The following is a 22,558-nucleotide window of genomic DNA, read 5'->3' on the forward strand; positions in this document are numbered from 1 at the left end:
AGGTATATCATGAATATTGGGAGACGAATTTATTACGATAAAACAACTGGAGAAGTGATATTTAATACGGGAGAACGTTCCGGGTATGTTGTGGAGACGACAATTGATCAAGACTTCTCTACGTATACAGCTTTATTGGAACGTTCTCGTGATTCGGTGGGTATGGTTCAACTGGAATATGGTGATTATGCTTCTGATTTTACGGAGGGTGGGATTGTAAGTCGAATCAATTTGGAAACATTAAAACCTCTATTTACGTATCCCGACCCATCACAACCAGATGTTCCGACGGACCCACTAAAACCGTTAAGCGAAGAAATTAAAGAAATGAAGGAGCGACAAGACATCATGCAGGACGCCCTGGACGCGCTACTAATGGGAGGAATGTAATATGTTTCGATACTTAGCTCAACGTATTATTGATGGAGCATTGCAATATGATGCTGTAATAGCACGCTATCCGAACGGAAAAATAGAAGTGGATGATTATCTTACAACAAAGGGGCGGGAGGATCTTATCCCTTCGGAGGTACCAACAGATGGAACCATGGATCAGTAAAATAAATAAAGTGAAACCGGTTGTAAACACACTTGCTGACGGATTAAACCAATACAATGAGTCCATCGAAATCAAGGATAGTCAAGCGACATCCGTGGTTAATATGGACTCATTGTTGTATCCGACATTACAGGTCTCAGATGGACACACGATGTATAGTCTCCATGTTGGTTATATCAACCGCATTTTTAAGTTTCAGGGAGCGATATATTGTTGCACTAGTAGAGGTGTTTATAAGCAAACAGGCCCATCTTGGACTGTAGTTTACGACTACGGTACACATGATAACGGACGTTTGTGGGACACAGCAATATTCTTTGATGGAAGTAGACTCTATTTCGTTGACGGATCACTACAGTTGAGGCAATACGACGGTAATAACATTACAACAATATCAAGCGCCCCATCGGCCAGTCGATTTATGACCACCCATGCAAACAGGTTTTTCCTTGCTAATTTAAACGACAACCTCTTATCCTATTCTGGTTTAAGGGATGCAAATGATTGGACGAGCACCAATAAGTATACAGGCACTGGGAAAATAACGGTGGAGACAGCAGACGGAGAAAAACCTACGGGGCTGACTACGTTTGCAAACCATGTGATCCTATTCAAAAAGTGGACACTGCATGAGCTATTCGGTGAGGATTCAACCAACTTCCAGATGCAGAACCCATATGGCGTAGGCTGTATTTCAGACCGTAGCATTATTCAAACCAATGACGCACTTTTCTGGCTTGCTACAGAAGGCGTGTACATGTATATGGGTGGCGCTGCCCCAATAAAAATTAGTGATCCTATTCAAAAGTACATCAGTCAGATTAATTTACAATATGCTCAACATTGCGTTTCAGGATATGACGGTAGATTCATATACCTCACATTGGTAACTGGCGAATCAACTGTCCCTAATATCACCTTGAAATACGACACACAGAACCGTTCCTGGTGGCCACTATCGTTTGTAGCGACATCGTTCTTCCTGGACGGACAAACATTCTACTTCGGTACACTGGACGGACGTATCATGCGGCAAGGTGGCACAACATACAACAATACTCCTATCACGTGGTCATACGAGACAAAGCCTATCAGTGATGGTGACGAGACCGTGCACAAGGCCATACACCGCATTTGGATTGTGGCGGATATCGAGGTTGGGTCAACACTTAAAGTTGAGTATGCAGGCGGTACAGAAGGCGGTACGTGGAATCAGGTGTACAACAACACCAATGGATCGGGCCAGATCCAGAGCATCAAGATACCGCTGGTCGTGCGCACACCTGAAACATGGTTCCGGCTGCGGCTTAGCGGCACGGGCAAAGCGAAAATACACCGGGTCATCCGGGAGGTAACAAGGAGGGGTGCCTGATGGCATCGTTTGAACTACCAAATGTGGATGGACTGGAATCCATAGAGCAGCTGAAGAACGTTGTCGGTAAGATGACCAAGGAACTCGGCTGGCTACTGAATAACCTGGACACCAAGAACATGAACGAGATCGACGGTGACATTCTGGTGACGGGTACTGTAACGGCGGGCAAGATCAATGTAAATGAACTGTCAGCCATCAGCGCGAATCTGGGGCACATTACAGCGGGATTGATTGAAGCGGTACAAATCTTCGGATCGTACATTGCAACACGGCAGAACGCCTACCCAAGGTGTGAGATGAGCGCTACAGGGAATGTGTTTGCTGCTTATTTAAATGCTGCGAATTATATTGCTATCGAGCCGAATTACGGTGGAGCACCGTCGTTGACATTTTGGCAGGGTGGGTCATTAAAGGGACGAATGCATACGATCTTGGGATACCCTGAGTTCCAGAGTTTAAGTTCAATGAATATTGAAGCAGCAGGTACGATGTTCCTGAATTCTCCCCGCATTCAACTGGCAGATTGGTCTAATTTGTACAGTAACAGATTAGGGAGGACGCTTGCTGACGATTTAACAGAGATATTCCTCCGACTTGAAGCGCTGGAAGATGGACCATAATAATTAATGTTAACGGTCTGCGAAAGCTGTGGTATATTGGTGAAAAATGGTATAAGGGAGAAATGACATGAAAAAGTATGTTGCCGGATTCCTTGCTGGTGCCTTATTCACTCTTGCAGGCGCAGCTTTCGCGGACGATATTCAGTCTTTAATTGGTAAAAAGATTCAGGGTGAGGCAGTCGTGGAGTTGAATGGACAGGCCCTGGACACTGCGATCATCGTTGATGGCAAGAGCTATGCACCGGTTCGTGTGATTGGTGAAGCGGCTGGATATGATGTGAGCATGCAGAATAAAAAAATCATCTTAGACGAGAAAACATCCAGCTCACCGACTGTGACAATACCCGGGAAGGGGCAGAACGTGGAAGAACAGACAGCAAAATTGAATGATCGTATTAAAAATGTAAAAGAAGTAATCTCTGGTATTGATATTAAAATAAATGCGATTAAAGAAATTATGGCAGCGCCAGAATATGTAGAACGGGATGAGTCATCTCTTCTTAAATTTTATGAAGACAGCAAGAATCGTGAGCAATCTCTGTTGTCAGAACTCGAATCACAGCTTGCTACACTTAAATAATCTATATCAAAAGGGACTCCATCCGGGGTCCTTTTTCTATTGCAAAGGAGTGAGAACATGATCCAGACCACAGGTACCGTGGTAACGCCCAAGAAGAAGCAGAATCAACTTGCTGCACCTGTTGCTGCTGTACAGGGCATGGTTACTCCAAAGCCTACACCAACCGTTTCTACCTTGACCACTCCAGGAATGGGCAACGGAGGAGCAAACTACAACACAGGCGACCAAGCCATGAAATTACAGATTGCGCAGAACCAAGCTAAGATCGGCACTGATGCAGGATACAGGGATAACGAAATATCCCGAGCGTTACAGGTCATACAGAACCGGCAGGCGCAAGGACAGGACACATCGGCACAACAAAAGTACCTGACAACGAACCTTGGTTATAAACCACCTGGAGCGGCAGCAACGCCTAATCCAACAGCAGTAAATACACCAAGTACTAATACTCAAATGACCAACACTCAGCAGGGTATGGATCTACTGAGCCAAATGCGTGCTATAGCGAACAGGGAGCAAACACCATTTAGCTATGACCCGAACGCCGATCCGCTCTATCAGGCAGCGCTGAAGCGTGCTCAGGCGAACATTGATAGCGGGAACTCAGCTACTCAGGCCGAGCTCAACCGCCGCGGCATCCTGAACAGCACTATAACCAGTGACCGGATGTCTGAGTTGGCAGCACAGGAAATGGGCCGCGTAGAGACGGACGTCATGCCATCACTGATGCAACAGGCATACCAACAGTACATGGATCAGGAAGCGTTGAAACAACAGCAGTTCGGTAACCTTGGTGCCCTGTCACAAAGTTACCTGAGCGAGGATCAACGTCAGTTTGGCAATCGTGTAACTGAGGGTGAGTTGACTGGTAACTACATGCCAGAGGGTGCACAGAATGCGATTAACAGTATCCTACAGTTGAAACAACAGGCTGAGACCAAGGGGATTACAGCACAAGAGCGTGCGAAACTGAGCGCTCAGGCTGATGGTTATCGGGCACAGTTGTTGTCCATGGGTATTGATCCAGCCGCATACGCATCCGGTGTTAACTACAACACAGCACGCACGAACAATGCTGGGATCAGAACACTGGGCGGTCAGGCGATGGATCTCAACAATAAACAGGCTAACCTCGGCGCGGCTGGAGCGTATATGGACGCTACAGGCAGAGTGGTTACACCACAAAGCGACTGGAGCGGATTGGCACGTCAGGCATCGAATCCGAACGCACCTCTTACTATGGCAGGACAGAACCAAGCGTTTAATCAGCAGCAAGTTGGGATCGATAATCAGTTCCGTGCAGAACAATTTGCTTACCAAAAAGCACGTGACGCAGTGGCAGATAGTCAATGGAGCCAGCAGTTTAATCAAAACGCTACTCAGTTTGGTCTCAACTATGCTCTTCAGCAGTTGCAACAACAAGATGACTCAGCGTATCGAAATGCGATGCTTAGTATTAACCAGGACGAAAATTCCCGCGCATGGCTCGGTCTCCAAAGTACACCAACAGCGGAGTATAGCGGCATGAGTGCCAATCAAGTTTTAAGTGCGTTACAGTCTCAATACGTAGATGCTAATGGTAAGTTCGCAGCGCCAAAAGACACAGCGACCAAAGAACAGATTTACCAGCAAGTAGCTGGTTATGGTCTACCAGCCGGACAGGATGATCAAATATTGTTATCGATGGGGCTTACTCAAAAAGACATTCAGGATTTCGATAAGAAATATATTCCAACAACTTCAGGAACCGGAGCCGCCGCAGCGGGAAAGTAGCTAGCCCCACTGCGAACGGGACTGGTGGGGCGCTTTCGTACAACAATTATTACAAAGCAGTGAAGGACGCAAAGGCCAATCCGAACAACTACGCCACAGCAAGTGCGGCGGTTAGTAACGCCATTAAAACTTTGGGATACCCAGATAGTTGGTTACAACCAGCGCTTGAGTTGGTAGCCAGGGAGTCCAGCTTTAACTCTAATGCTAAGAATCCTAAATCTTCTGCAGCCGGGTTATTTCAGTTTTTGGACAGCACCCGTAAGAATTACGGCGGTAGCTCAGTAAACTGGAGTGATCCAAATCAGCAAGCGTTACAAGGTTTGAAATATGTAAAAGATCGCTATGGCGACCCAGTTAAAGCACTCCAATTCTGGGATAAAAATAAATGGTACTAAGGAGGAAGACGCATGGCGACAAGGCTTGAACAATTCAGCGAGGAGCAACGCAAAAAGGCGATGCAGATACGGGATTCAGCGCTTAATGGCACATTGAACATGAGCCAGCCAGCTGCACCTGTAAACCCTCGTACACTGGCTGTACAGAATTACATTGCCAATCAGCCGTCTATGAGAGAGCTGCAGTCATCCTTGCCGCCTGCGCTTACTCAAGTTGGACCGAATAGTTACCTAAACTCCACGCTTGGAAGGTCACTGGCAGGGGATCCTCAAGCACAAAGCACGATTCAGAAGTCTACGGGTATTTCGGTACAACCTAAACCGCTGTCTCAATACGAAATTAATAAAGAGAAGATTGCAAAGGATGCTGCGAATAACAAATTCATTGATACATTCGTTGCTCCCTTCTCCAATCTGATGAATGAGGCTGCCTATAATAATCCTGTAGGTAACTTCATCACCCGGTTGGGTGGTGCTGCTGGACAGGTTGCTACAGGTACGCCAAGTATGGCACCCGGCGATACAGGCAACCGTGCGGCTAACTTTACCGCTGACTTGTTGGGTGGTGCTATTGGGTCCGTTACCAACCCGGCCACCATTGGAGCTCCTGGCCTTGGCATGCTGTCCAGTACCAACCGCGGGTCAGATATGTTGGTAAATAGTAACCTCGGTCAACGGGCTATCGGCAAGCTGGCACAGGGTCCGGCCAAGTTTATGTCTCCTGATAAAGCAACGAAACTGACTACTGGAGCAGTGCGAGAAGGTATTGCTGGAGGATTACAAGGCGGCACAGGGGCATGGGCGCGTGGCGAGGATCTTGGTGGCATAGCAACGGACACGTTACTTGGAGCTGGTCTGGGCGCGGTTGGTGATACCTTGCTCCAAGGAGCTGGAGCAGGCTTTAAAGCACTTCGCAATCGTTCCAGTAGCGGCAACCTGACTGGAGCCCTTCGTGAAGTGGGAGAAGCTGCACAACCGGGTCTGGGCGTGTCTGGTCTAGGCAAGAACAGGGACCCTTATGCATCTGCTGCACTGACAGATACCAAAAGCCAGATTCGCTCAAGAAGCAGCATTGAACTGGGCACACCGGGAGGACTGGCTAACCGCGCATATACAGCACTGGTGGATGATCTCAACCCACTCAGACAGTTTGACCGACTGGTGGAAAAGGTTATGGGACGTAGCCTGAACGCTTCTGAGAGCACGCACAAGCTTGCTTTGGGATCACGCGGTGCGGATATGACAGCGCGCCAGATTGTAACGGACGGTCTGGTAGACAGTTCAGGCAACACGGTGGGAGCGTCTTTAAAAGAGGTACTGGAACAGCTTCCAAAAGGCAAGTTTACCGATTTCGAGGATTATCTCATTAATAAACACGCCATCACTCGTTTTGATCGCGGGGAGAAAGTATTTAAGGATAGTTTGAAATGGACTCCTGAAACGGGGCAGGCCAAGATTGCGCAATATGAAACTCAATTTCCTGAGTTTAAACAGATTGCAGATGAACTGTATGAATTCAACAACAATATGGTGGAGAAGTGGCTGGTAGAACCCGGTATCATTTCACCTGAACAAGCTACCGCATGGCTGCAAGCAAACCCATACTACGTACCGAATAAGCGGTTCTTCTCGGAACTGGAGAAGACAGGCAAACAAATTGGTGGGGCGAAGGGAAAGGGATTTGGCGGTAAGAACCCAGTTAAAGGATATCAGAAAGGCGGATCACAGCGGCAGATTATCAGCCCGATTGAGGCGACGATTGAGAACGTGGACGCCTACGTCAAATCAGCAAACCGTAATAAGGTAATGCAACAGTTCGTGAATAACATCAAGCAAGCGCCGGATGATTTCAAACAGTTTGCAGAAATTGTGGAACAGCCTGAAAAGCTTGATGACATCACGAAACAATTGCTGGATTCAGACGGATTGGAAGATATTCTATCTCGGTTCAGCGACGACTTCAATAAAGCTATGCAGAATACCAAACTGGACAAGGATAATATCGTTCGTGTGCTGGTAAATGGTGAACCGGTGCATGTGAAAATTAATGATAAGAGTCTGCTGCAGGCAGTAACGGCATTAGGTCCGGAGAGTGGCGGTATGCTGCTTGACGCTATCGGATGGGTCACCAATAAGATGAAAATGCTGACTACTGGTGCGAACCCGATCTTTAACCTGACGCGTAACGTATTCCGGGATATCCCACAGGCATATGTCACATCGAAGTCTACGGGTAATCCGCTGCGCTTCATTGGTGACTTGGCTTCAGCTTCCCTTGAGGTAATGCGAGATGGTGACTTGTACGCGCAGTTTAAGGCGCTGGGCGGCGGCCATTCTTCTGCTGTTGCTGCTAACCGGAATCTGTTGGCACAAAGTAAACGAAATATCTTGCCTCAGCCGGCATTGAAAAACGCTATACCAAAGGCATGGAATGCTATGGAGAATTTGATGAATGCGGTGGAGACGGCACCAAGACTGGCGGAATACAAACGGTTGTCCAAGAACGGTCAAGGCACCAAGGATGAACTGCTGAACGCGATCTATGAAGCTCAGGATCTGACCACTAACTTTAAACGACGCGGCACCCTGGTTCGTGAATTGGATAAGGTGTTCCCATACATGAATGCGGCAATTCAAGGTATGGATCGGTTTGTCCGGATGTATAAAGATAACCCGGTACAGGCTGGCATAAAATCTGTTCTGGCCATCACGATTCCTTCATTAGTTGCTTATGCAGTGAATCATGATAACCCAGACTATCAGAAGCTGAGCAACCGCATTAAAGACCAATTCATCTTAATTCCAAAGGGAGACGGGACATTTATCCGAATCGCGAAGCCGCAGGAGTTGGGAGTGCTGTTCGCTGATATTCCTGAGCGCCTAATGCGGAAATTTCAAGATGAAGATCCGGCAGCCTTCAGAGAGTTTTCGGATACTCTACGGAATAACTTCCTTCCTCCAGGCGTTCAGTCATTGACGAAGAAGGATTCAAACATCCCGGACAGACTTCTGGGTGACACCATCTTTGGACCAATGACCCAAGTTGCTGCCAACCGAAACTTTGCAGATGCACCAATTGTGCCGGGATACTTGTCCAGGTTGTCACCAGAGTTGCAATCTGACGCACGCACAAGTTCGCTTGCGAAGTGGATTGGAGAGAAGACGGGGCAGTCACCGAAGGAACTGGATTACCTCATGCGGCAGTATACTGGGGTTCTGGGTCAACTTGGTTTGCCTGCACTATCTCCTGCAAATGAAGGTAACAACATTGTCCAATCGGTGGGAAATGCCTTTGTGCAAAATATGACTGCTGATCCGGTGTACAGCAATGATATAACGAAAGAATTCTACAACTATAAGGACCAGTTGGATCAAGCTAATGTCGATAAAGAATTGCGGGAATTCCCGGCTTGGTACAATGATGACATGAGGAAACAGTTTAATCGCATCAGCAAGGACATGGGATCACTTCGCAGCGAAATGCGTGCACTGGAAGGCAATACAACGCTGGATAAGAAACAGAAGCGTGAGCAGCTACGTACCATGCAACAACAACTCAACACACTGGCTCAGCAAGGCGTTGATCTCGCAAAAGGAACTGTTCCATATAAGTGATTTTGTGGTAAAATGTAATTGTATCGCTTAACCGCATACACCCTAAAAAGGACTCTGGGAAAGCCTCCCGGGTCCTTTTACTATTCGAGGTGACAATATGATTGAAATGGACGAAGACGAGTATCAGGAGTCGGTCGTATCTGACGACACCCTGCACCTTGTATCTATATTCTGTGGTCCCGAAGTAAGGGACAAGTTACTCTATCGGAGAGTGGACGATGTACGACTTCATAGTGGATTTGATTCACACATTATTCAAGAACGGCCTGACCCTAAGCTCATTGGGTGCGGTCGTTTTTTTGATCCTAAAACAGCGAAAAATGAAGGCTCAGCTGCGGAAGTTCCTGCCCTGGATGTTTCAGGATGACAACGAAATCAAGGCGTACATGGCGAATCAGATCGTCATTATGCGTAATCAGGAGATCATTATGAGAGGAATGGGATTGGAGCCATGGACTGCGACTATTTCAAGCGAAAAACCGCAAGCTACAGCGAGTCTATCAAGCAGATTCTACTTATCATCCTGGGCGATTACTACTTATGCCCTGCTTGCAAACAAATACACCATACGGAGGTACTCAAAGATGGCGAAAAAACGAATAGTCATTGATGCTGGACACGGAAAACAGGACCCGGGCGCAGTCGGGCCAACAGGGAAGAAAGAGAAAGACTTTAATCTGACAATGGCAATTAAACTGGATGCATTGTTGAAAGGGAATCCGAACCTGCAGGTCAACCTGACACGCCGCACTGACGTATTTCTGGAACTCAAGGAGCGCGTAAACGTGGCTAACAAGATGCCTGCAGATCTGTTCATCTCTATCCACGCCAATGCTGCGTCATCCTCTGCCAATGGTACAGAGACATTCTACAACCGGACAACAAGTGCACCATTGGCAGGAGTGCTGCAACGCCACATGCTTGCTGCTACAGGATTCCAGGATCGTGGCGCACGTTACGGAAACTTTGCAGTAATTCGTGACACCAAGATGGACGCGGTACTACTGGAGGTTGGGTTCATATCCAATCCGGAGGAAGAAAAGAAACTGTTCGACGATGATTTCCAGAACCGCGTGGCCCTGGCGATTGCTCAAGGGATCTGCGAGTACTTGGGCGTTCCATTCGATATTCAAGCACCTGTGTTGCCCGGACAAGAACCGGTTAAAGTCACGCCTTACCCAGAAATGAGTGTTACTGTTCATACTGCTGCCGGTTCGACGTACACCGGATACAACGTGAAAGGCACAACATGGGTACCATCCAGACCGATTGGTGAGTTGATTGGTGGTCGCATCGGCTACACCAAAGGCAAAGTAACGATTAACGGTGAAGCAGTAGAGACGATGAACATTGATGGTGTGGGATATGTTACGGCCCGGGACCTGACGAAGCTATTGGGCGCACGAATCTTTTGGGATAAGTCCACGCCAAGTAAAGTAGAAATATACCCTAAATAAGGAGTGACAGACATGGAAGACATTATGGTAAACGCAAAACCTTATATTGATACCATTGTAAATGCATTGTTTGGCTTGGTTGCGATTGTAGTCATTGGAGCCATTAACGTAATTAAAGTGAAGGCAAAGGCATACTACGAGGCCAAAACAACCACAGAGGACCGAGATAAGCTGCACAAGATTGGAGCTGAAGCATTCGCGTGGGCTGAGACAATCTACAAGACATATGAAGGTGATCGGAAGCTGAGCGAGGCGTACACTTATGCGAGTGAGAAACTTGCGGCACTGGGAATCTCCGTTACTGGTGATGAGATCCGGGCATCCATTGAAAAAGCATACATTGACTACAAAGCTAAAAAGGCTGGTGGAAAGATTGCCAGCTAAGAGGAAAGGCCCTGCTATTGCGGCAGGGTCTTTTTGCTTTATAATTAACCCTGGAGGTGAGACGATGAGAAACATTACAGCTCAATACATATATTTCGATGGCCCTAAGAAGATTGAAAAGGCCATCTTAATGCAAACGGAATTAACAGATGATGCAGAGGTAGAAAAACTGATTCAGCAGGAAGCGGAGAAAATTGCGAAGACGACAGTTAAGATTATGGAGATTCGCGAAGCTTAACCAGAACGCACCCACCAATTGGTTGGGTGTTTTTTTGTTATGTGTACCATATTGTATTGGATGGAAGCTTATCAACTGGGCACGCGAACACCATCTCGGACATGATTAGCAGACTGGAAACGATGGTGCTCAGTGGTGCGGATCTCCCCATTGCGGTTGTAAGGCAGCAGATTAGTTCAGCAATTGATATTTTTGTACATCTGTCCCGGCTACGAGATCGCTCACGGCGGGTGACAGAGATTAGTGAAGTGATTGGCATGCAGAACGGTGAGGTTTTGCTGAACCCACTGTTTCGTTTTCAGGAGCAAGAAGAGCGTGAAGGCAAAATTATTGGTGGACTAATACAGGTTGGAAAGTTGAATCAGGTGGATAAAATTCAGATGGCTGGGCTCGGAGAATGGCTGGATGGATACATAGAACAATATAGTACGGAATCGGATTCATCAGATAACAACGTGAATTAAAGTTATTGGAAGGTGATTACTGTTGGGTGAAGCCAGACAGATGTTGACGGATTACACCGTATATACACTTTCCCGGAGACAGCAAATGGTCTGTATGCTGATTAGCGGTCTGTTGTTTTTTGGCATCGGAATTCTGTTCTACCATCACTGGTTGGCTGGGGCAATCCTGGCTGCAGGTTGTATATGGGTACCAAAACATTGGACTAAAGTGCTGCTGGAACGAAAAAGAATGACACTCAGTTTACATTTTAAACAAGCATTATATGCATTATCTTCGGCACTTGCCGCCGGAAAATCGGTGGAAAATGGATTCAAGGAATCCGTAGAGGATCTGCGAATGTTGAACCCGGAAGCAGATACCGATCTGATTCGTGAGTTCACGATATTGCGAACACGGATGGAGTATGGACAACCGATTGAAGAGGCACTACAGGACTTTTCGGATCGGGCACAGATTGAGGACATTACGAACTTTGCAGATGTGTTCATTACTTGTAAACGAACGGGCGGGGATCTGGTTGAAGTCGTGCGCCGCACCTCGGCTGTTATCGGGGAAAAGCTGGATATTCAGCAGGATATTATGGTCGCAGTGGCACAGAAGAAATTTGAATCCAAGGTCATGTTTGCAGCTCCATTTATTTTTTTGATATTTCTCAATCTGACCGCCAAGGACTTTATGGAGCCATTATATAGCGGGATGGGATATCTCATCTCTACTGGTGCACTTGCAGTGTTGGCCTGCTGTTATCTGTGGATTAATCGCATTATGGATATCAAAGTATAAGGAGCTGAAACGATGCTGCTTCCCGTTATAGTCGCAGGGATGCTCGGAGCGGGATGGCTGGTACTGGATCGAACCCGGGGACAGACCTACCGGCATCTGCGCAAACTGGATATGGAAGGATTACGACTGAAGAAATTGCATGGCCCATTCCTGTTCATACTGGACAAGTTCGAGATTGGACGCAGATTGCCTGTGCTCATGTTTCGGATGCAACATGCCATTCAGAAAATGTATGGCATACAGCACAGTGGGGAGAAAACGATGCTCTATTGCGCTGAAATGTTAACCTACACGTGGCTTATGTTACTGGCAGGTTGTTTGTTAACACTTGTTGGAGATATGGGCATTGGAGGTATGGTGGGTGGACTGGCATTAGGAATAGCTTTACCTTTTGCACTCTATAAAGACCTCAATACCAAGGTCCAGCGGAGAGATCAGGACATCCTTATGGAGCTGCCCGAGCTATTGAACCGAATTGTTCTATTAGTAGGCGCCGGGGAGACCGTTCAGCGTGCCATCGTCCACTGTGTCACAAGCCAGGGGGAACGAGATCATCCGCTGTACAACGAACTCAGAAAAACCGTGGGAGATTGGAATAATGGCTACTCGTTTCAACAATCATTTGAACAGTTCAGTCGCCGCTGCGGTGTGCAGGAAGTGACGATCTTTACAACAACGGTGCTGCTGAATTTCCGGCGTGGGGGAGGTGACTTTGTATTGGCGCTGCGGGATCTGTCACATGTGTTGTGGGAGAAACGCAAGGCTGTCAGTCGGGCGAAGGGAGAACAGGCTTCTTCCAAACTGGTGTTTCCGATGGTACTTATCTTTTTTACAATTGTGGTCATGATCGGGACACCTGCTTTTATGATGATGAATATGTAGGAGGAATTGGGATGATGGAAGTATTGAAGAACAAGGTCAACGCATTTTGGAAGGAAGAGGACGGACTCGGCACGTTGGAGCTGATTCTGATCATTGGTGTTATTATCATTATTGCTCTGTTATTCAAGAACCAAATCAAGACGTTAGTTGAAAGACTTTTGAAGAATGTTAGTGATAGAAGTAATGAATTTTTCGAATAACAAGTTCAAAAAGGAAGAAGGGAGCTTCACCGTTGAAGCCTCCCTGGTCTTCCCTGTTGTGCTGTTTATTTTGGTGTTACTGCTATTCTTCACCATGTACATGTATCAAAAGACATTCCTGAATCAACATGCCTATGCAGCTTCCGAACGTGCAGCCTACAGTTGGGACAACAGTCACAAACAGGCGATGACGGGTGAATATGTTGCTGGGGAACATGACAATCTGTACTGGAGACTGACGGATGATCGGATGCTCGGAGCACTGTTTGGCTGGGCGGGAGCGGACAACCAGGTTAGCGTTTCAATACCTGCTGGTGAAGGCGGAAGTCTCTCGGAACAGAAATTGGCACAAGCAGTTCAACATATGCCCTCAGCCATGAAAGGTACGATTGAGTATCAGAATTCTCTGATTCAGCGGAAAATAACGACCAAGCTGGAACAAGTGATTTCTTTGCCTCTTCCTTCCTTTTTGTTTGATTCAGGTAACCGGGTTCTAACTCAAGGATCATCTGCAGTTGTTGAACCGGTTGAATTCATTCGAACGGTAGATTTGGTCCGTTATTACGCAGCCAAGTTTAAAGGCAAGGGTGGTACGGCGACCAGTACAGCGGCAGAGGCCGGACAGGTTGTGCAGCATTTTGGCAAAAGCAAAAAATGAGAAAAGGAGGAGGGCGGAGCTGTTTAGAAAAAAAGACGGTGAGTTGGGAGCCGTAACCCTTTTTTTAATATTAATATTGGCGGGAGTTTATATGTTTGTCGCCATATTTATTGATTATGCTCGTATTGCTGCCTTCAAGGTGCAGACCGAACGAATGACTCATGCTGCAATGAGATCGGTCATGTCAGCCTATGACACCTCCCTGCGGGAGTATGGTTTATTCGGGTATGGTGACAGCAGTGGGGATGCGATTATGGCGAAAGTGCTGAATGATAGTGTGAAGCCCTCGTCTGTAAAAGACAAATTTCCCATTCTGGATATCCAGTGGGATACAACTTCGCTGAGCATGGAGCGTGAACTGGGCAGATACGATATATTTAATCGTCAGATTCAGGAGGATATGAAGTATCGGGCTCCGGTTGATTTTACCCTTGAAGTGATCAATCGGTTCAAACCGATGTCAGACGAGATGAAGGAAGCCGCGCACACGGTAGACTTGCTGAAGAAATTACAAAAGTTATATGACAAACGTGAAGAGTTGTTGGATGAGGCCATTGCCAATCAGATGGAATCGGCAGAGAAACTGAAGAATCTTCCGAAGTTGATCATGGACCCGCCTTCACAGGCTATCTACGATGAGATGCTGGAAGATACACCAGAGACTGCTGCCGAGGCAGCGGCACGTTATGCGGATTATCTGAACAAGCAAAGGGCGGACGAGGGATTGCCGTTCAGAGAGCAACAATACATATTGGAACTGGCTCGTTATCGGACGGGTGTTGGGAATGTGGTCACGGGCATCAGCATGATCATGCAACCGGCGTTACAGGCCCATCAAACGAAGCTGGAGGAAGCACAGGCCAAGATCGAGGAAGCACGCAAGATCAATGAGGAAATGAAACGTGTGATCGCGGAGGGGGAGAACCGTTCGGAGAACGCCAGTTACGACAACGTGGGCAATTCGAATCTGCCTGGAACGAGCCCTGCATCTACAGGATCGGGCACTGAAGCCAAGAGTGCACGTTCTCTCGCTTCGGAGCTTGTGAGGGCAGATAGCCTGTTTGATCAGTTGAAGGCACGAGTGATTTCCCAGAACTCGGACTTCTCTAACGTCAGAAGAGACAACATGGAATTAAATTCACAGCTTCGCAGTGTCACGGGTATGAGCGGTGTTCCAATTAAACCCGCGGTTAGACAGGCAAGCCAGATAACAGAACGATACATGGATACTTATGTGCGCAGCGGCCCTGCCAACCTCATCGAACAGAGTAAACAGCAGCTGGAGAGTGGTCGTGGTTCGGACGCCCAACGTAAAGCAAATGATAAGGAATCCAAAGTGAAATTAAAGGAAGTAAAACGAATCTTGTCGCAGATTCAGAGTGGAAGTTCAGGTTCCATGGACGCTTTCAAACAGCTGGAGGAGTATTACAACGCTAACATTGCGTTTAACGAGGCTAGTCGTGAGGAAGCCAAAAAGGCAGAGATTGCTGGTGATCCCTATGACTCTGGTGGCGATGCCATGAAGGGAATGGACAGTTTGTTTGGCGGGATGTCAGGTCTCCTGGATAGCCTGGGTGATGAATTGTTCCAAAATGAATACGCTCTAGCCTATTTCAATTCCATGGATTTTGGTCAGTTATTTACCTGGACTGAAGGTGGTGGAGATGCGGGTGATGTTCTCAATTTGGAGAATCAGGAACTGGAGTATATCGTATACGGGTTTCATAATCCATCGGGTAACATCGCTGCGGCATATGCGGAAATCTTCGGGATGCGCCTCGCTATTCGAACCGCAGAAGGATTAATTGAACACAGCAAGTTGGGAAATCCACTTTTGGTGTTATCGGCAGCCATTTTATATGGAATTACAAACGCTATTGCGGATATGGTGAAACTTGCAAAAGAGGGCAGTGTGGAACTGTCCAAATATATCAAAGTCAAATTGACGTATAGGGACCATCTTCGATTGTTCCTCTTGATGCACAGCAACAATGAACGCAAAATGTCCAGAATGCTGGCGTTAATTCGATTGAATACGGGTGTGAATACGGATGAAAAACAGACGTACGCTTCGGGTAACATGCGAAGTAGCATCAAGCTGTGGTTTTTGCCAGGGGTGGTTAGAAGCATAGGTGCAGTTATGGGTAGTGAGGATCAGGTTGAAGGTGGGCGATTTTTCATTGAGCGGAAGGCGGATTATTCCTATTGAGTGATCGGGATTGTTTCGGTGGAGGGATTATGGATAAGCAGCAACGATATGAAAAAGAAAACGCACAATTACAGATTCGTTTAACCAGAATAATCAGATTGCAACGTTTGAAGTCTCTGAATAATCACATATGTTCTCCGAAAAAGGAACAGGGTAGCATGGTTCTGGAAGCCTCACTGGTGTTGCCTGTCTTTCTGTTCTTTATCATGTTTCTCATCTTCATTGTGCAAATGACTTTAATCTCCACAGCGCTACAGAGCACAGCAGGGGAAGCGGTGAAGCAGTTATCAACGAAAATATATCCTGTTTCCCTTGCATTCACACCTTCTGATTCTGCCGGTAGTGAAGGCTCTGGAGGAGGGTGGAAGATACCGGAGTTGTCTCTGACGGAATGGGCAGAAGGTTATGCTTCTTCTCTGCCCGAGCCATTAAGTGATTGGGTACGTTCAGCAGCGGCTAGTGGTGAACAACCACTACAGGAGATCAAGACATCCGTCTTGGAAACCGTGCTTGATCCCACGGTAAAACCACTGCTTCAACCCTTTATCGAGCCAACTCTACTGAATATGGAACGGGTTCATGTGAATGGGGTTTCCATACCTGATCTCAAAAACAAAACTAATCCATATTTCCGACTGGAACTGAGTTATGAATTGCCGGTAAAAGTCCCCTTTCTCAGTAAACCGCTTCGGATTCAGGCTGCTGCGGCAGAACGGGTATGGATCGGAGATACCGGAGAAGGGGCAGATGGTAGCGCAGGGAGCGGGGATACTGCCGGTTCAGCAACAGTATTGTCTAAGCCTGACCCGGCTTACATAGGCAACAATGCAACGATCAAGGTGAAGGTAGAACCAGGAGCGAGCGCGAATTTAACGATATTTTACAAGTCAGGTGAAAGTTCTGCGAAGCACATCGGATGGGCCACCGCAGATGAGAATGGAATAATTGAATGGACCTGGTTTGTTGGCACTCGGACAACAGAAGGAACATGGAGTTTTGTTGTCGAGACAGGAGACGGTACCAAGACGGAGACTACGTTTAACGTGGCCTCCAGAAAATAAGGAAGGGGATGATAGAGTGGAGTGGTTCTACATTGCCTGTGGCATATACATTATTGCAGCTTTTATTACTGACATACGATCCATGAAAATTCCAAATCGATTAACTTTACCCGTGACTGTTGCAGGTGTACTGGCCCATATCATATGGGGAGGTTGGGATGGGTTCTTATTCTCGGCTGCTGGATTTGCAGCAGGTTTTGGTATTTTGTTTCTGATGTATGTCATTGGCGCAGTAGGGGCAGGAGATGTGAAATTGTTTGGTGCGATTGGCGCATGGACGGGGTTTGCTTTTGGCATTCATGTGATTATTTACTCTGTTTTGTATGCAGGAGCTATTGGTTTAGTGATACTTCTATTCCGCAAGGACTCAGCGAAACGAATTCGTGGCATGGCAGGCAATCTTGCCGGTTTTTTCATGCTTGGTTCCCTCAAGCTGCTGAACACAGAGAAGACATTAAAGTTTCCATTTATGCTGGCCGTATTGCCTGGATTTATCACGGTGCTTATTTCAGGACTTTTCCCTTGAGTGAAGGAGTAAAGAAGTTTTGAGAGTAACAGTGATAGAAGACGGCACTTCAATTGGAGTGGCAGAGTGTAACATATTGTAACTCAACTTAGATCAACTAAACTTTTTACACTTTCTTTAGTTGATCCTATATAACAATGGAAAGAGAGGATTGGCATGTATGGATTAACGAGAGATTTTATTCGTAACGGCGGAGCGTTTATGGTTTTGGAGAAAGAGGACGGACTACGAATGGAGGAATTGAGCCGGGTACAGATGGGCATGCTGTCCTCCAATCAGATTCCGCGACTTCTTCCTGTTCATATTCGGGAAGTGGACCGAAATGTAACTTTGCAGTACGACATATCGGGGTACAAGATGTTATCCCAGATGTTAAAGTCAAGCAAAATCAAGTTGCGTGTTCTATATGGTCTGTTGTTCCAGCTAGCCGATGCCTTCACGGAATGTCGACAATATATGCTGGAGCCCCGTAAATTATTGATTCAGGAGGAGTACTTGTTCATCAACGGTTCATTCGAACAGGGTGAGCTTGGCATAGTCTATGTACCAATCATGGATACGGTTGAATTTGATCCAACGCCTCAGCAATTCCGTGAGCTGGTAATCAGGCTGATGGCCCATGTACAGGAATTGCAGGGTGAAGGCATTCAGCGTGTTCTACAGTTGTGTGACAATGAACGCTGGGATATCAGACAGCTGCGAGAGCTCTTGCTGGAATTGTACGCGGACGAGCAAGAGAATGGAGGAAGTGCAGCATTTCTTTCGTCCAGAACATCGGAAAACGTCAATGATCTACGAGGTAATTTTCATTCGTCAATTACTGGGCGGGATAACAGGCAATCCACTAGTAATTCTCGTCCAGATCAACCTGGTGCGCCTGTTCAAAAGGTTGCTGCGGAGCCCGTGCTAAATTTCCGTCAGACACAGAAAACGAGTGAATCCGAGGTTGAAGACTTTCCGATGAGATCTCGAACCTTTTCAGGCAGGCGCTCACCTGAACAATCTTCATTGGAGAGTTCAAACAGCATGGATAAGAGACGAAGTAACCCGCATAATTCTGATTCGCTAGAGTCCGTTGATATGGAAGTAGAGGAAAAGCCTGCAACCTCCAAAATAACCTATGTCATATTGGGCTGCATGGTAGCCATGGCATTGGTATGGAGATTCATATACATGGAGCAACCGGGACAGACGCAGATGATCCTGTGCATGGTACTGAGCCTTGGTTTGCTTGGTGTAGCAGGATGGACTTGGAAGCGTAAGGGAATCACTCATAATGAACCAGAAAATAAGCGGACTTTTTCATTCAATTTAGGTAAGAACAAAGGGAAGCAGACGGAAGAAGAAGAGGAACCGTTTCAGGAGAGTTGGCGCTGGAATACAGCTGAAAGGCCGGTGGAACGCATAAACCAAACGATTGCATCCGCGTCAGAAGGTGGTAGTGAGCATTCCCATTATCAAAGCCTGCATATGACACCTGAACACTCTGATCCACCGTTCGTTCAGCGCCATGTGGAATCGGTAGCTTCAACTTCAGAGTTAATCCGGCATGATACAGTTGCGGAAGCAACCGTGAATCTGCAGAATCTGACCAAAGGTAACTTTAATGGGGAAGGGCCGGTGAAAGCGTCTTATTATCTTGAACGAAGATCGGGAAGCAGTGACCAACATGAACGGATGGATGTGCAAGGAGCATCTTTTGTCATCGGAAGATCAGCCGACATGGTTCAGTGGGTCGATACAGCGACCGGTGTGTCCCGTGCTCATGTGGAATTGAGCCGGAACAAATCGGGCTATGTCATTAAGGATCTGGGTTCAGTGAATGGAACTATTCTTCAGGGTAATATTCTTGCTCCTTATAAGGAGTATCCCTTGGCGGATGGAGATACATTTACATTGGCGGAATCTGTCTACATTTATCGGTCGGTTGGATAAGCAAAGATCTGTCCCGCAGTTGTATTAATCAGATAATCCACGATGCTTCAAGTCTTCCAGCGCTTGAGTTAACGTAGGGAAGGTGAATTGGAATCCGTGGTCGAGTGCTTTTTGCGGAATGACTCTCTGCCCTTGAAGCAAAACAACGGATAGTTCACCAACTAAGGTTTTAATTAAGAAACCGGGTACGGGGAACCAGTGAGGGCGATGATATACCTTGCCCACCGTGCGACCGAATTCATCATTGGTGACAGGGTTCGGGGAGGAAGCATTGACCGGACCTGACACTTGTTTATTTTGAATGCTAAAATCAATGAGTCTTACGATATCCATAATGTGAATCCAGCTGGTCCACTGTCTGCCACTGCCGATCTTGCCGCCAAAACCCAGCATATAAGGAAGTTTCATCAATGGAAAAGCACCTTTTTTATGACCGAGAACCAGACTCACCCGGATTTTAACGAGTCTTACATTTTTGATTGCATCTGCAGCAACTTCCCACTGTTCCGAGACCCGGGATGGGAAATTCATGGATTTTTGCGGACTGCTTTCATCAAAGGTTTCGTTCGGTGAGGTTCCATAGATGGCCATGGCAGAAGCTTGAACGACCACTTCCGGCTTTTGCTCCAGGGTTTCTACCAATCGGGCTACCCGCGCTACGGTCGTTACTCGTGATTCAACAATCTCCAGCTTTGCCTTGGTTGTCCAGCGTTGATTCAGCGTTTCTCCAGCAAGGTTAACGAGAGCGTCCATACCTTCCAGCAAGTGAGGTTGTTCTTCGACTTGCTCCCATGATATATATGTAAGATTTTTACTTGGATTATGCAGGTCAGGCAGTTTTCGTGTAATAACTTTCACATGGTGCCCGGCTTGCAGCCAGTAATCTACAAGTGCTCCTCCCACAAATCCGGTACCTCCACAAATGGCAATTTTCATATCAAACATCCTCTCTATATTTCACTGCCCTGATATACACCCATGAATCGACAAACAGCCCCGTACGGTAAGCAATGCTTGTTGGGAACGACTTACCTGACGGAGCATATCTGTACATTAACCAAATCTATATATGGCTTAACTTATCTTTGTACTTTATTTAATCAAATGTTGATAAGGGGAATAATCGATTTTGTTTTTCTCCAAGAATTTTACCAAAAACTTATTATCCCGCTTCGGGGTGGCAATAATGTATCCTTTGATACAATGATCTCTCGATACTTCCGTGGCGTTGTCTTCAACTGCAATTTTACCGATCTCTGCAGCAATGGAATGTTTGGCGATGTCACGAAATGGCCCAGGTACAGGCTCGACCAGCTGATCCAAAAAAGCTTTGGCTTCATCCGTCCATAAGTGACGGCTGGTTTCCACCCAATAATTTTGCCAGTCTAGTTTGGACTTTCCGTCTGCTTTGGGTAGCACTTTCAAAAACTTGCGCATCATGAAAAATCCACCGATACACATGCTGCCAAGCAATAAAAAAGTCCAGAATGCGATCGTATTCATAAACCAGTTGCTGGGGGAACTGCTGGTCAGTATCATCGTGTAGGAGTCGAAAATCATTGCGGAGTCACCTCGGTTCATTGATTTTCACGGAAAGACGGATTCCGCCTACCCATGTTCCATAAATTAGCTGTCAAAAATAGCCTCTATCCCGAATTATAGCGCATTTCTAGATTTATTTCGATAATCGCGTTAGAATAAGGGATAATTCAGATTAAGGGGGATCAATAATGCTGAAAATCGGCTCCCACGTGTCCTTTTCGGACAAGGGATTATTGAGTGCAACGAAGGAAGCGTCCTCGTACGGTTCCAGTTCGTTTATGATATATACGGGTGCACCACAGAATACACGTCGCAAGCCAATTGAATCCATGTATATTGAAGAAGGTAAGCTAGCCATGCAAGAGGGTGGAATGGAAGATATCGTTGTCCATGCACCGTACATTATCAATCTTGGCTCATACAAAGACAACACGTATAGACTCGCTGTAGATTTCCTACAGGAAGAGATCCGTCGTACACATGCCATTGGTGTCAAAAACATCGTATTACATCCCGGCGCTTTTACAGATAAAGATGCCCATTATGGGATCGGACGGATCGCAGAAGGGTTGAATGAAGTGCTGGAAGGTGTGAAAGAGACAGATGTGAACATCGCTCTGGAAACCATGGCTGGCAAAGGTACGGAGATGGGTCGCAGTTTTGAAGAGATCGCCCAGATTATCGAGAAAGTAACGTATAACGAGCGCCTGACAGTGTGTATGGATACGTGCCATATTCATGATGCCGGATACGATATCGTTAACGATTTTGACGGTGTATTGGAACAATTCGATCGCACGGTAGGACTTGACCGCATTGCCGTAATGCATATTAATGATAGTAAGAATGCTGTGGGTGCGCACAAGGACCGTCATACTCCAATTGGCTCCGGCTGGATTGGGTTTGAAGCAATTAACCGCATTGTTAACCATGAGAAGCTTCAAGGACGTCCATTTATTCTGGAGACACCTTGGATTGGCAAAGAGGCCAAAACACAGCGCCCAATGTATGAGGTGGAGATTGCGTTGCTTCGTGGGGATGTTGCCGGTCGATTCGGCCAGGAATTCCTGACAGAAGTAGAACAATTGCAACACTTTTTCAAAGGTAAAGAGATTGAGTCCCGTTCGTATATTCTGGATGTGTGGACGCTGCTCAAAAATGATGCCAAAGCCAAAAAGGCAGACCCGCGTGAACCGCTGGAACGCCTCTATGACATGGTGACTGAAGCTGCGTTGTTCCCACATTTGAATGAAGAACAACTGAATCATCGCTTGATTGCATGGCTTGCGGGTTAACCC

Annotated in this window: 22 protein-coding genes and 1 pseudogene; 21 read left to right on the forward strand and 2 right to left on the reverse strand. The window is 46.7% G+C overall.

Going from position 1 to position 22,558, the window contains the following annotated elements:
* Positions 1-9 precede the first annotated feature (9 nt).
* The 20 genes and pseudogenes from MKZ12_RS07305 to MKZ12_RS07400 all read left to right on the forward strand — a co-directional run bounded on the left by MKZ12_RS07305 (position 10) and on the right by MKZ12_RS07400 (position 19,718).
* Positions 10-390, forward strand: coding sequence for a hypothetical protein (locus tag MKZ12_RS07305; RefSeq protein ID WP_339259596.1), 381 nt, complete (start codon positions 10-12; stop codon positions 388-390).
* Between the two features lies 1 nt (position 391).
* Complete coding sequence (locus tag MKZ12_RS07310; protein ID WP_339259598.1) at positions 392-559, forward strand: hypothetical protein; 168 nt, start codon at positions 392-394, stop codon at positions 557-559.
* A complete protein-coding gene (locus MKZ12_RS07315; protein ID WP_339259600.1) occupies positions 540-1,931 on the forward strand; it encodes a hypothetical protein in 1,392 nt (463 codons plus the stop codon). The genes MKZ12_RS07310 and MKZ12_RS07315 overlap by 20 nt, the downstream gene beginning before the upstream one ends.
* Positions 1,931-2,554 carry a hypothetical protein gene (locus MKZ12_RS07320; RefSeq protein WP_339259602.1) on the forward strand — a complete coding sequence of 208 codons (624 nt, stop codon included), beginning with the start codon at positions 1,931-1,933 and terminating at the stop codon, positions 2,552-2,554. Before MKZ12_RS07315 ends, MKZ12_RS07320 begins: the two co-directional genes overlap by 1 nt.
* Before the next feature lie 67 nt (positions 2,555-2,621).
* A complete protein-coding gene (locus MKZ12_RS07325; protein WP_339259604.1) occupies positions 2,622-3,134 on the forward strand; it encodes a hypothetical protein in 513 nt (170 codons plus the stop codon).
* Positions 3,135-3,191: 57 nt separating this feature from the next.
* Complete coding sequence (locus MKZ12_RS07330; protein WP_339259606.1) at positions 3,192-4,910, forward strand: hypothetical protein; 1,719 nt, start codon at positions 3,192-3,194, stop codon at positions 4,908-4,910.
* A 59-nt stretch (positions 4,911-4,969) separates the two neighbouring features.
* Positions 4,970-5,305 carry a transglycosylase SLT domain-containing protein gene (locus MKZ12_RS07335; protein ID WP_339259608.1) on the forward strand — a complete coding sequence of 112 codons (336 nt, stop codon included), beginning with the start codon at positions 4,970-4,972 and terminating at the stop codon, positions 5,303-5,305.
* 12 nt (positions 5,306-5,317) lie between these two features.
* Positions 5,318-8,920 carry an LPD38 domain-containing protein gene (locus MKZ12_RS07340; protein WP_339259610.1) on the forward strand — a complete coding sequence of 1,201 codons (3,603 nt, stop codon included), beginning with the start codon at positions 5,318-5,320 and terminating at the stop codon, positions 8,918-8,920.
* Between the two features lie 218 nt (positions 8,921-9,138).
* Positions 9,139-10,377 carry an N-acetylmuramoyl-L-alanine amidase gene (locus MKZ12_RS07345; protein ID WP_339259612.1) on the forward strand — a complete coding sequence of 413 codons (1,239 nt, stop codon included), beginning with the start codon at positions 9,139-9,141 and terminating at the stop codon, positions 10,375-10,377.
* 12 nt (positions 10,378-10,389) lie between these two features.
* Positions 10,390-10,761: a phage holin, LLH family gene (locus tag MKZ12_RS07350; RefSeq protein WP_079351084.1), complete on the forward strand. Its 372-nt coding sequence runs from the start codon at positions 10,390-10,392 to the stop codon at positions 10,759-10,761.
* Positions 10,762-10,825: 64 nt separating this feature from the next.
* Positions 10,826-10,999, forward strand: coding sequence for a hypothetical protein (locus MKZ12_RS07355; RefSeq protein WP_339259615.1), 174 nt, complete (start codon positions 10,826-10,828; stop codon positions 10,997-10,999).
* A 59-nt stretch (positions 11,000-11,058) separates the two neighbouring features.
* Positions 11,059-11,463 (forward strand): annotated as a pseudogene (locus MKZ12_RS07360) (CpaF family protein); the annotation flags it as partial.
* Positions 11,464-11,503: 40 nt separating this feature from the next.
* On the forward strand, positions 11,504-12,247 hold the full coding sequence (locus MKZ12_RS07365; protein WP_339261344.1) for a type II secretion system F family protein: 744 nt from the start codon (positions 11,504-11,506) through the stop codon (positions 12,245-12,247).
* Between the two features lie 12 nt (positions 12,248-12,259).
* Positions 12,260-13,129, forward strand: a complete 870-nt coding sequence (locus tag MKZ12_RS07370) for a type II secretion system F family protein (protein ID WP_339259617.1) — start codon at positions 12,260-12,262, stop codon at positions 13,127-13,129.
* An 11-nt stretch (positions 13,130-13,140) separates the two neighbouring features.
* Positions 13,141-13,329: a Flp1 family type IVb pilin gene (locus MKZ12_RS07375; protein ID WP_339259619.1), complete on the forward strand. Its 189-nt coding sequence runs from the start codon at positions 13,141-13,143 to the stop codon at positions 13,327-13,329.
* Positions 13,313-13,987, forward strand: a complete 675-nt coding sequence (locus MKZ12_RS07380; protein WP_339259621.1) for a TadE/TadG family type IV pilus assembly protein — start codon at positions 13,313-13,315, stop codon at positions 13,985-13,987. The genes MKZ12_RS07375 and MKZ12_RS07380 overlap by 17 nt, the downstream gene beginning before the upstream one ends.
* A 91-nt stretch (positions 13,988-14,078) precedes the next feature.
* On the forward strand, positions 14,079-16,196 hold the full coding sequence (locus tag MKZ12_RS07385) for a hypothetical protein (RefSeq protein WP_339259623.1): 2,118 nt from the start codon (positions 14,079-14,081) through the stop codon (positions 16,194-16,196).
* 29 nt (positions 16,197-16,225) lie between these two features.
* On the forward strand, positions 16,226-17,257 hold the full coding sequence (locus MKZ12_RS07390; protein WP_339259625.1) for a pilus assembly protein: 1,032 nt from the start codon (positions 16,226-16,228) through the stop codon (positions 17,255-17,257).
* Positions 17,258-17,273: 16 nt separating this feature from the next.
* Positions 17,274-17,783, forward strand: coding sequence for a prepilin peptidase (locus tag MKZ12_RS07395; RefSeq protein ID WP_339259627.1), 510 nt, complete (start codon positions 17,274-17,276; stop codon positions 17,781-17,783).
* Positions 17,784-17,939: 156 nt separating this feature from the next.
* Entirely contained in the window at positions 17,940-19,718 is a 1,779-nt protein-coding gene (locus MKZ12_RS07400) for a DUF6382 domain-containing protein (RefSeq protein ID WP_339259629.1), read from the forward strand.
* A 24-nt stretch (positions 19,719-19,742) separates the two neighbouring features.
* On the opposite strand, the gene MKZ12_RS07405 is transcribed toward MKZ12_RS07400, so the two are convergent.
* Together MKZ12_RS07405 and MKZ12_RS07410 are read right to left on the reverse strand one after the other, a co-directional pair.
* Positions 19,743-20,654: a TIGR01777 family oxidoreductase gene (locus tag MKZ12_RS07405; RefSeq protein WP_339259631.1), complete on the reverse strand. Its 912-nt coding sequence runs from the start codon at positions 20,652-20,654 to the stop codon at positions 19,743-19,745.
* Positions 20,655-20,810: 156 nt separating this feature from the next.
* Complete coding sequence (locus MKZ12_RS07410) at positions 20,811-21,278, reverse strand: DUF2621 domain-containing protein (RefSeq protein ID WP_339259632.1); 468 nt, start codon at positions 21,276-21,278, stop codon at positions 20,811-20,813.
* A gap of 170 nt (positions 21,279-21,448) precedes the next feature.
* Between MKZ12_RS07410 and MKZ12_RS07415 the strand changes: the two genes are divergently transcribed.
* Positions 21,449-22,555 carry a deoxyribonuclease IV gene (locus MKZ12_RS07415; RefSeq protein WP_149846393.1) on the forward strand — a complete coding sequence of 369 codons (1,107 nt, stop codon included), beginning with the start codon at positions 21,449-21,451 and terminating at the stop codon, positions 22,553-22,555.
* Positions 22,556-22,558: the final 3 nt, after the last annotated feature.

It is taken from the genome of Paenibacillus sp. FSL R5-0713 (genome assembly GCF_037973325.1).
GTDB lineage: Bacteria > Bacillota > Bacilli > Paenibacillales > Paenibacillaceae > Paenibacillus.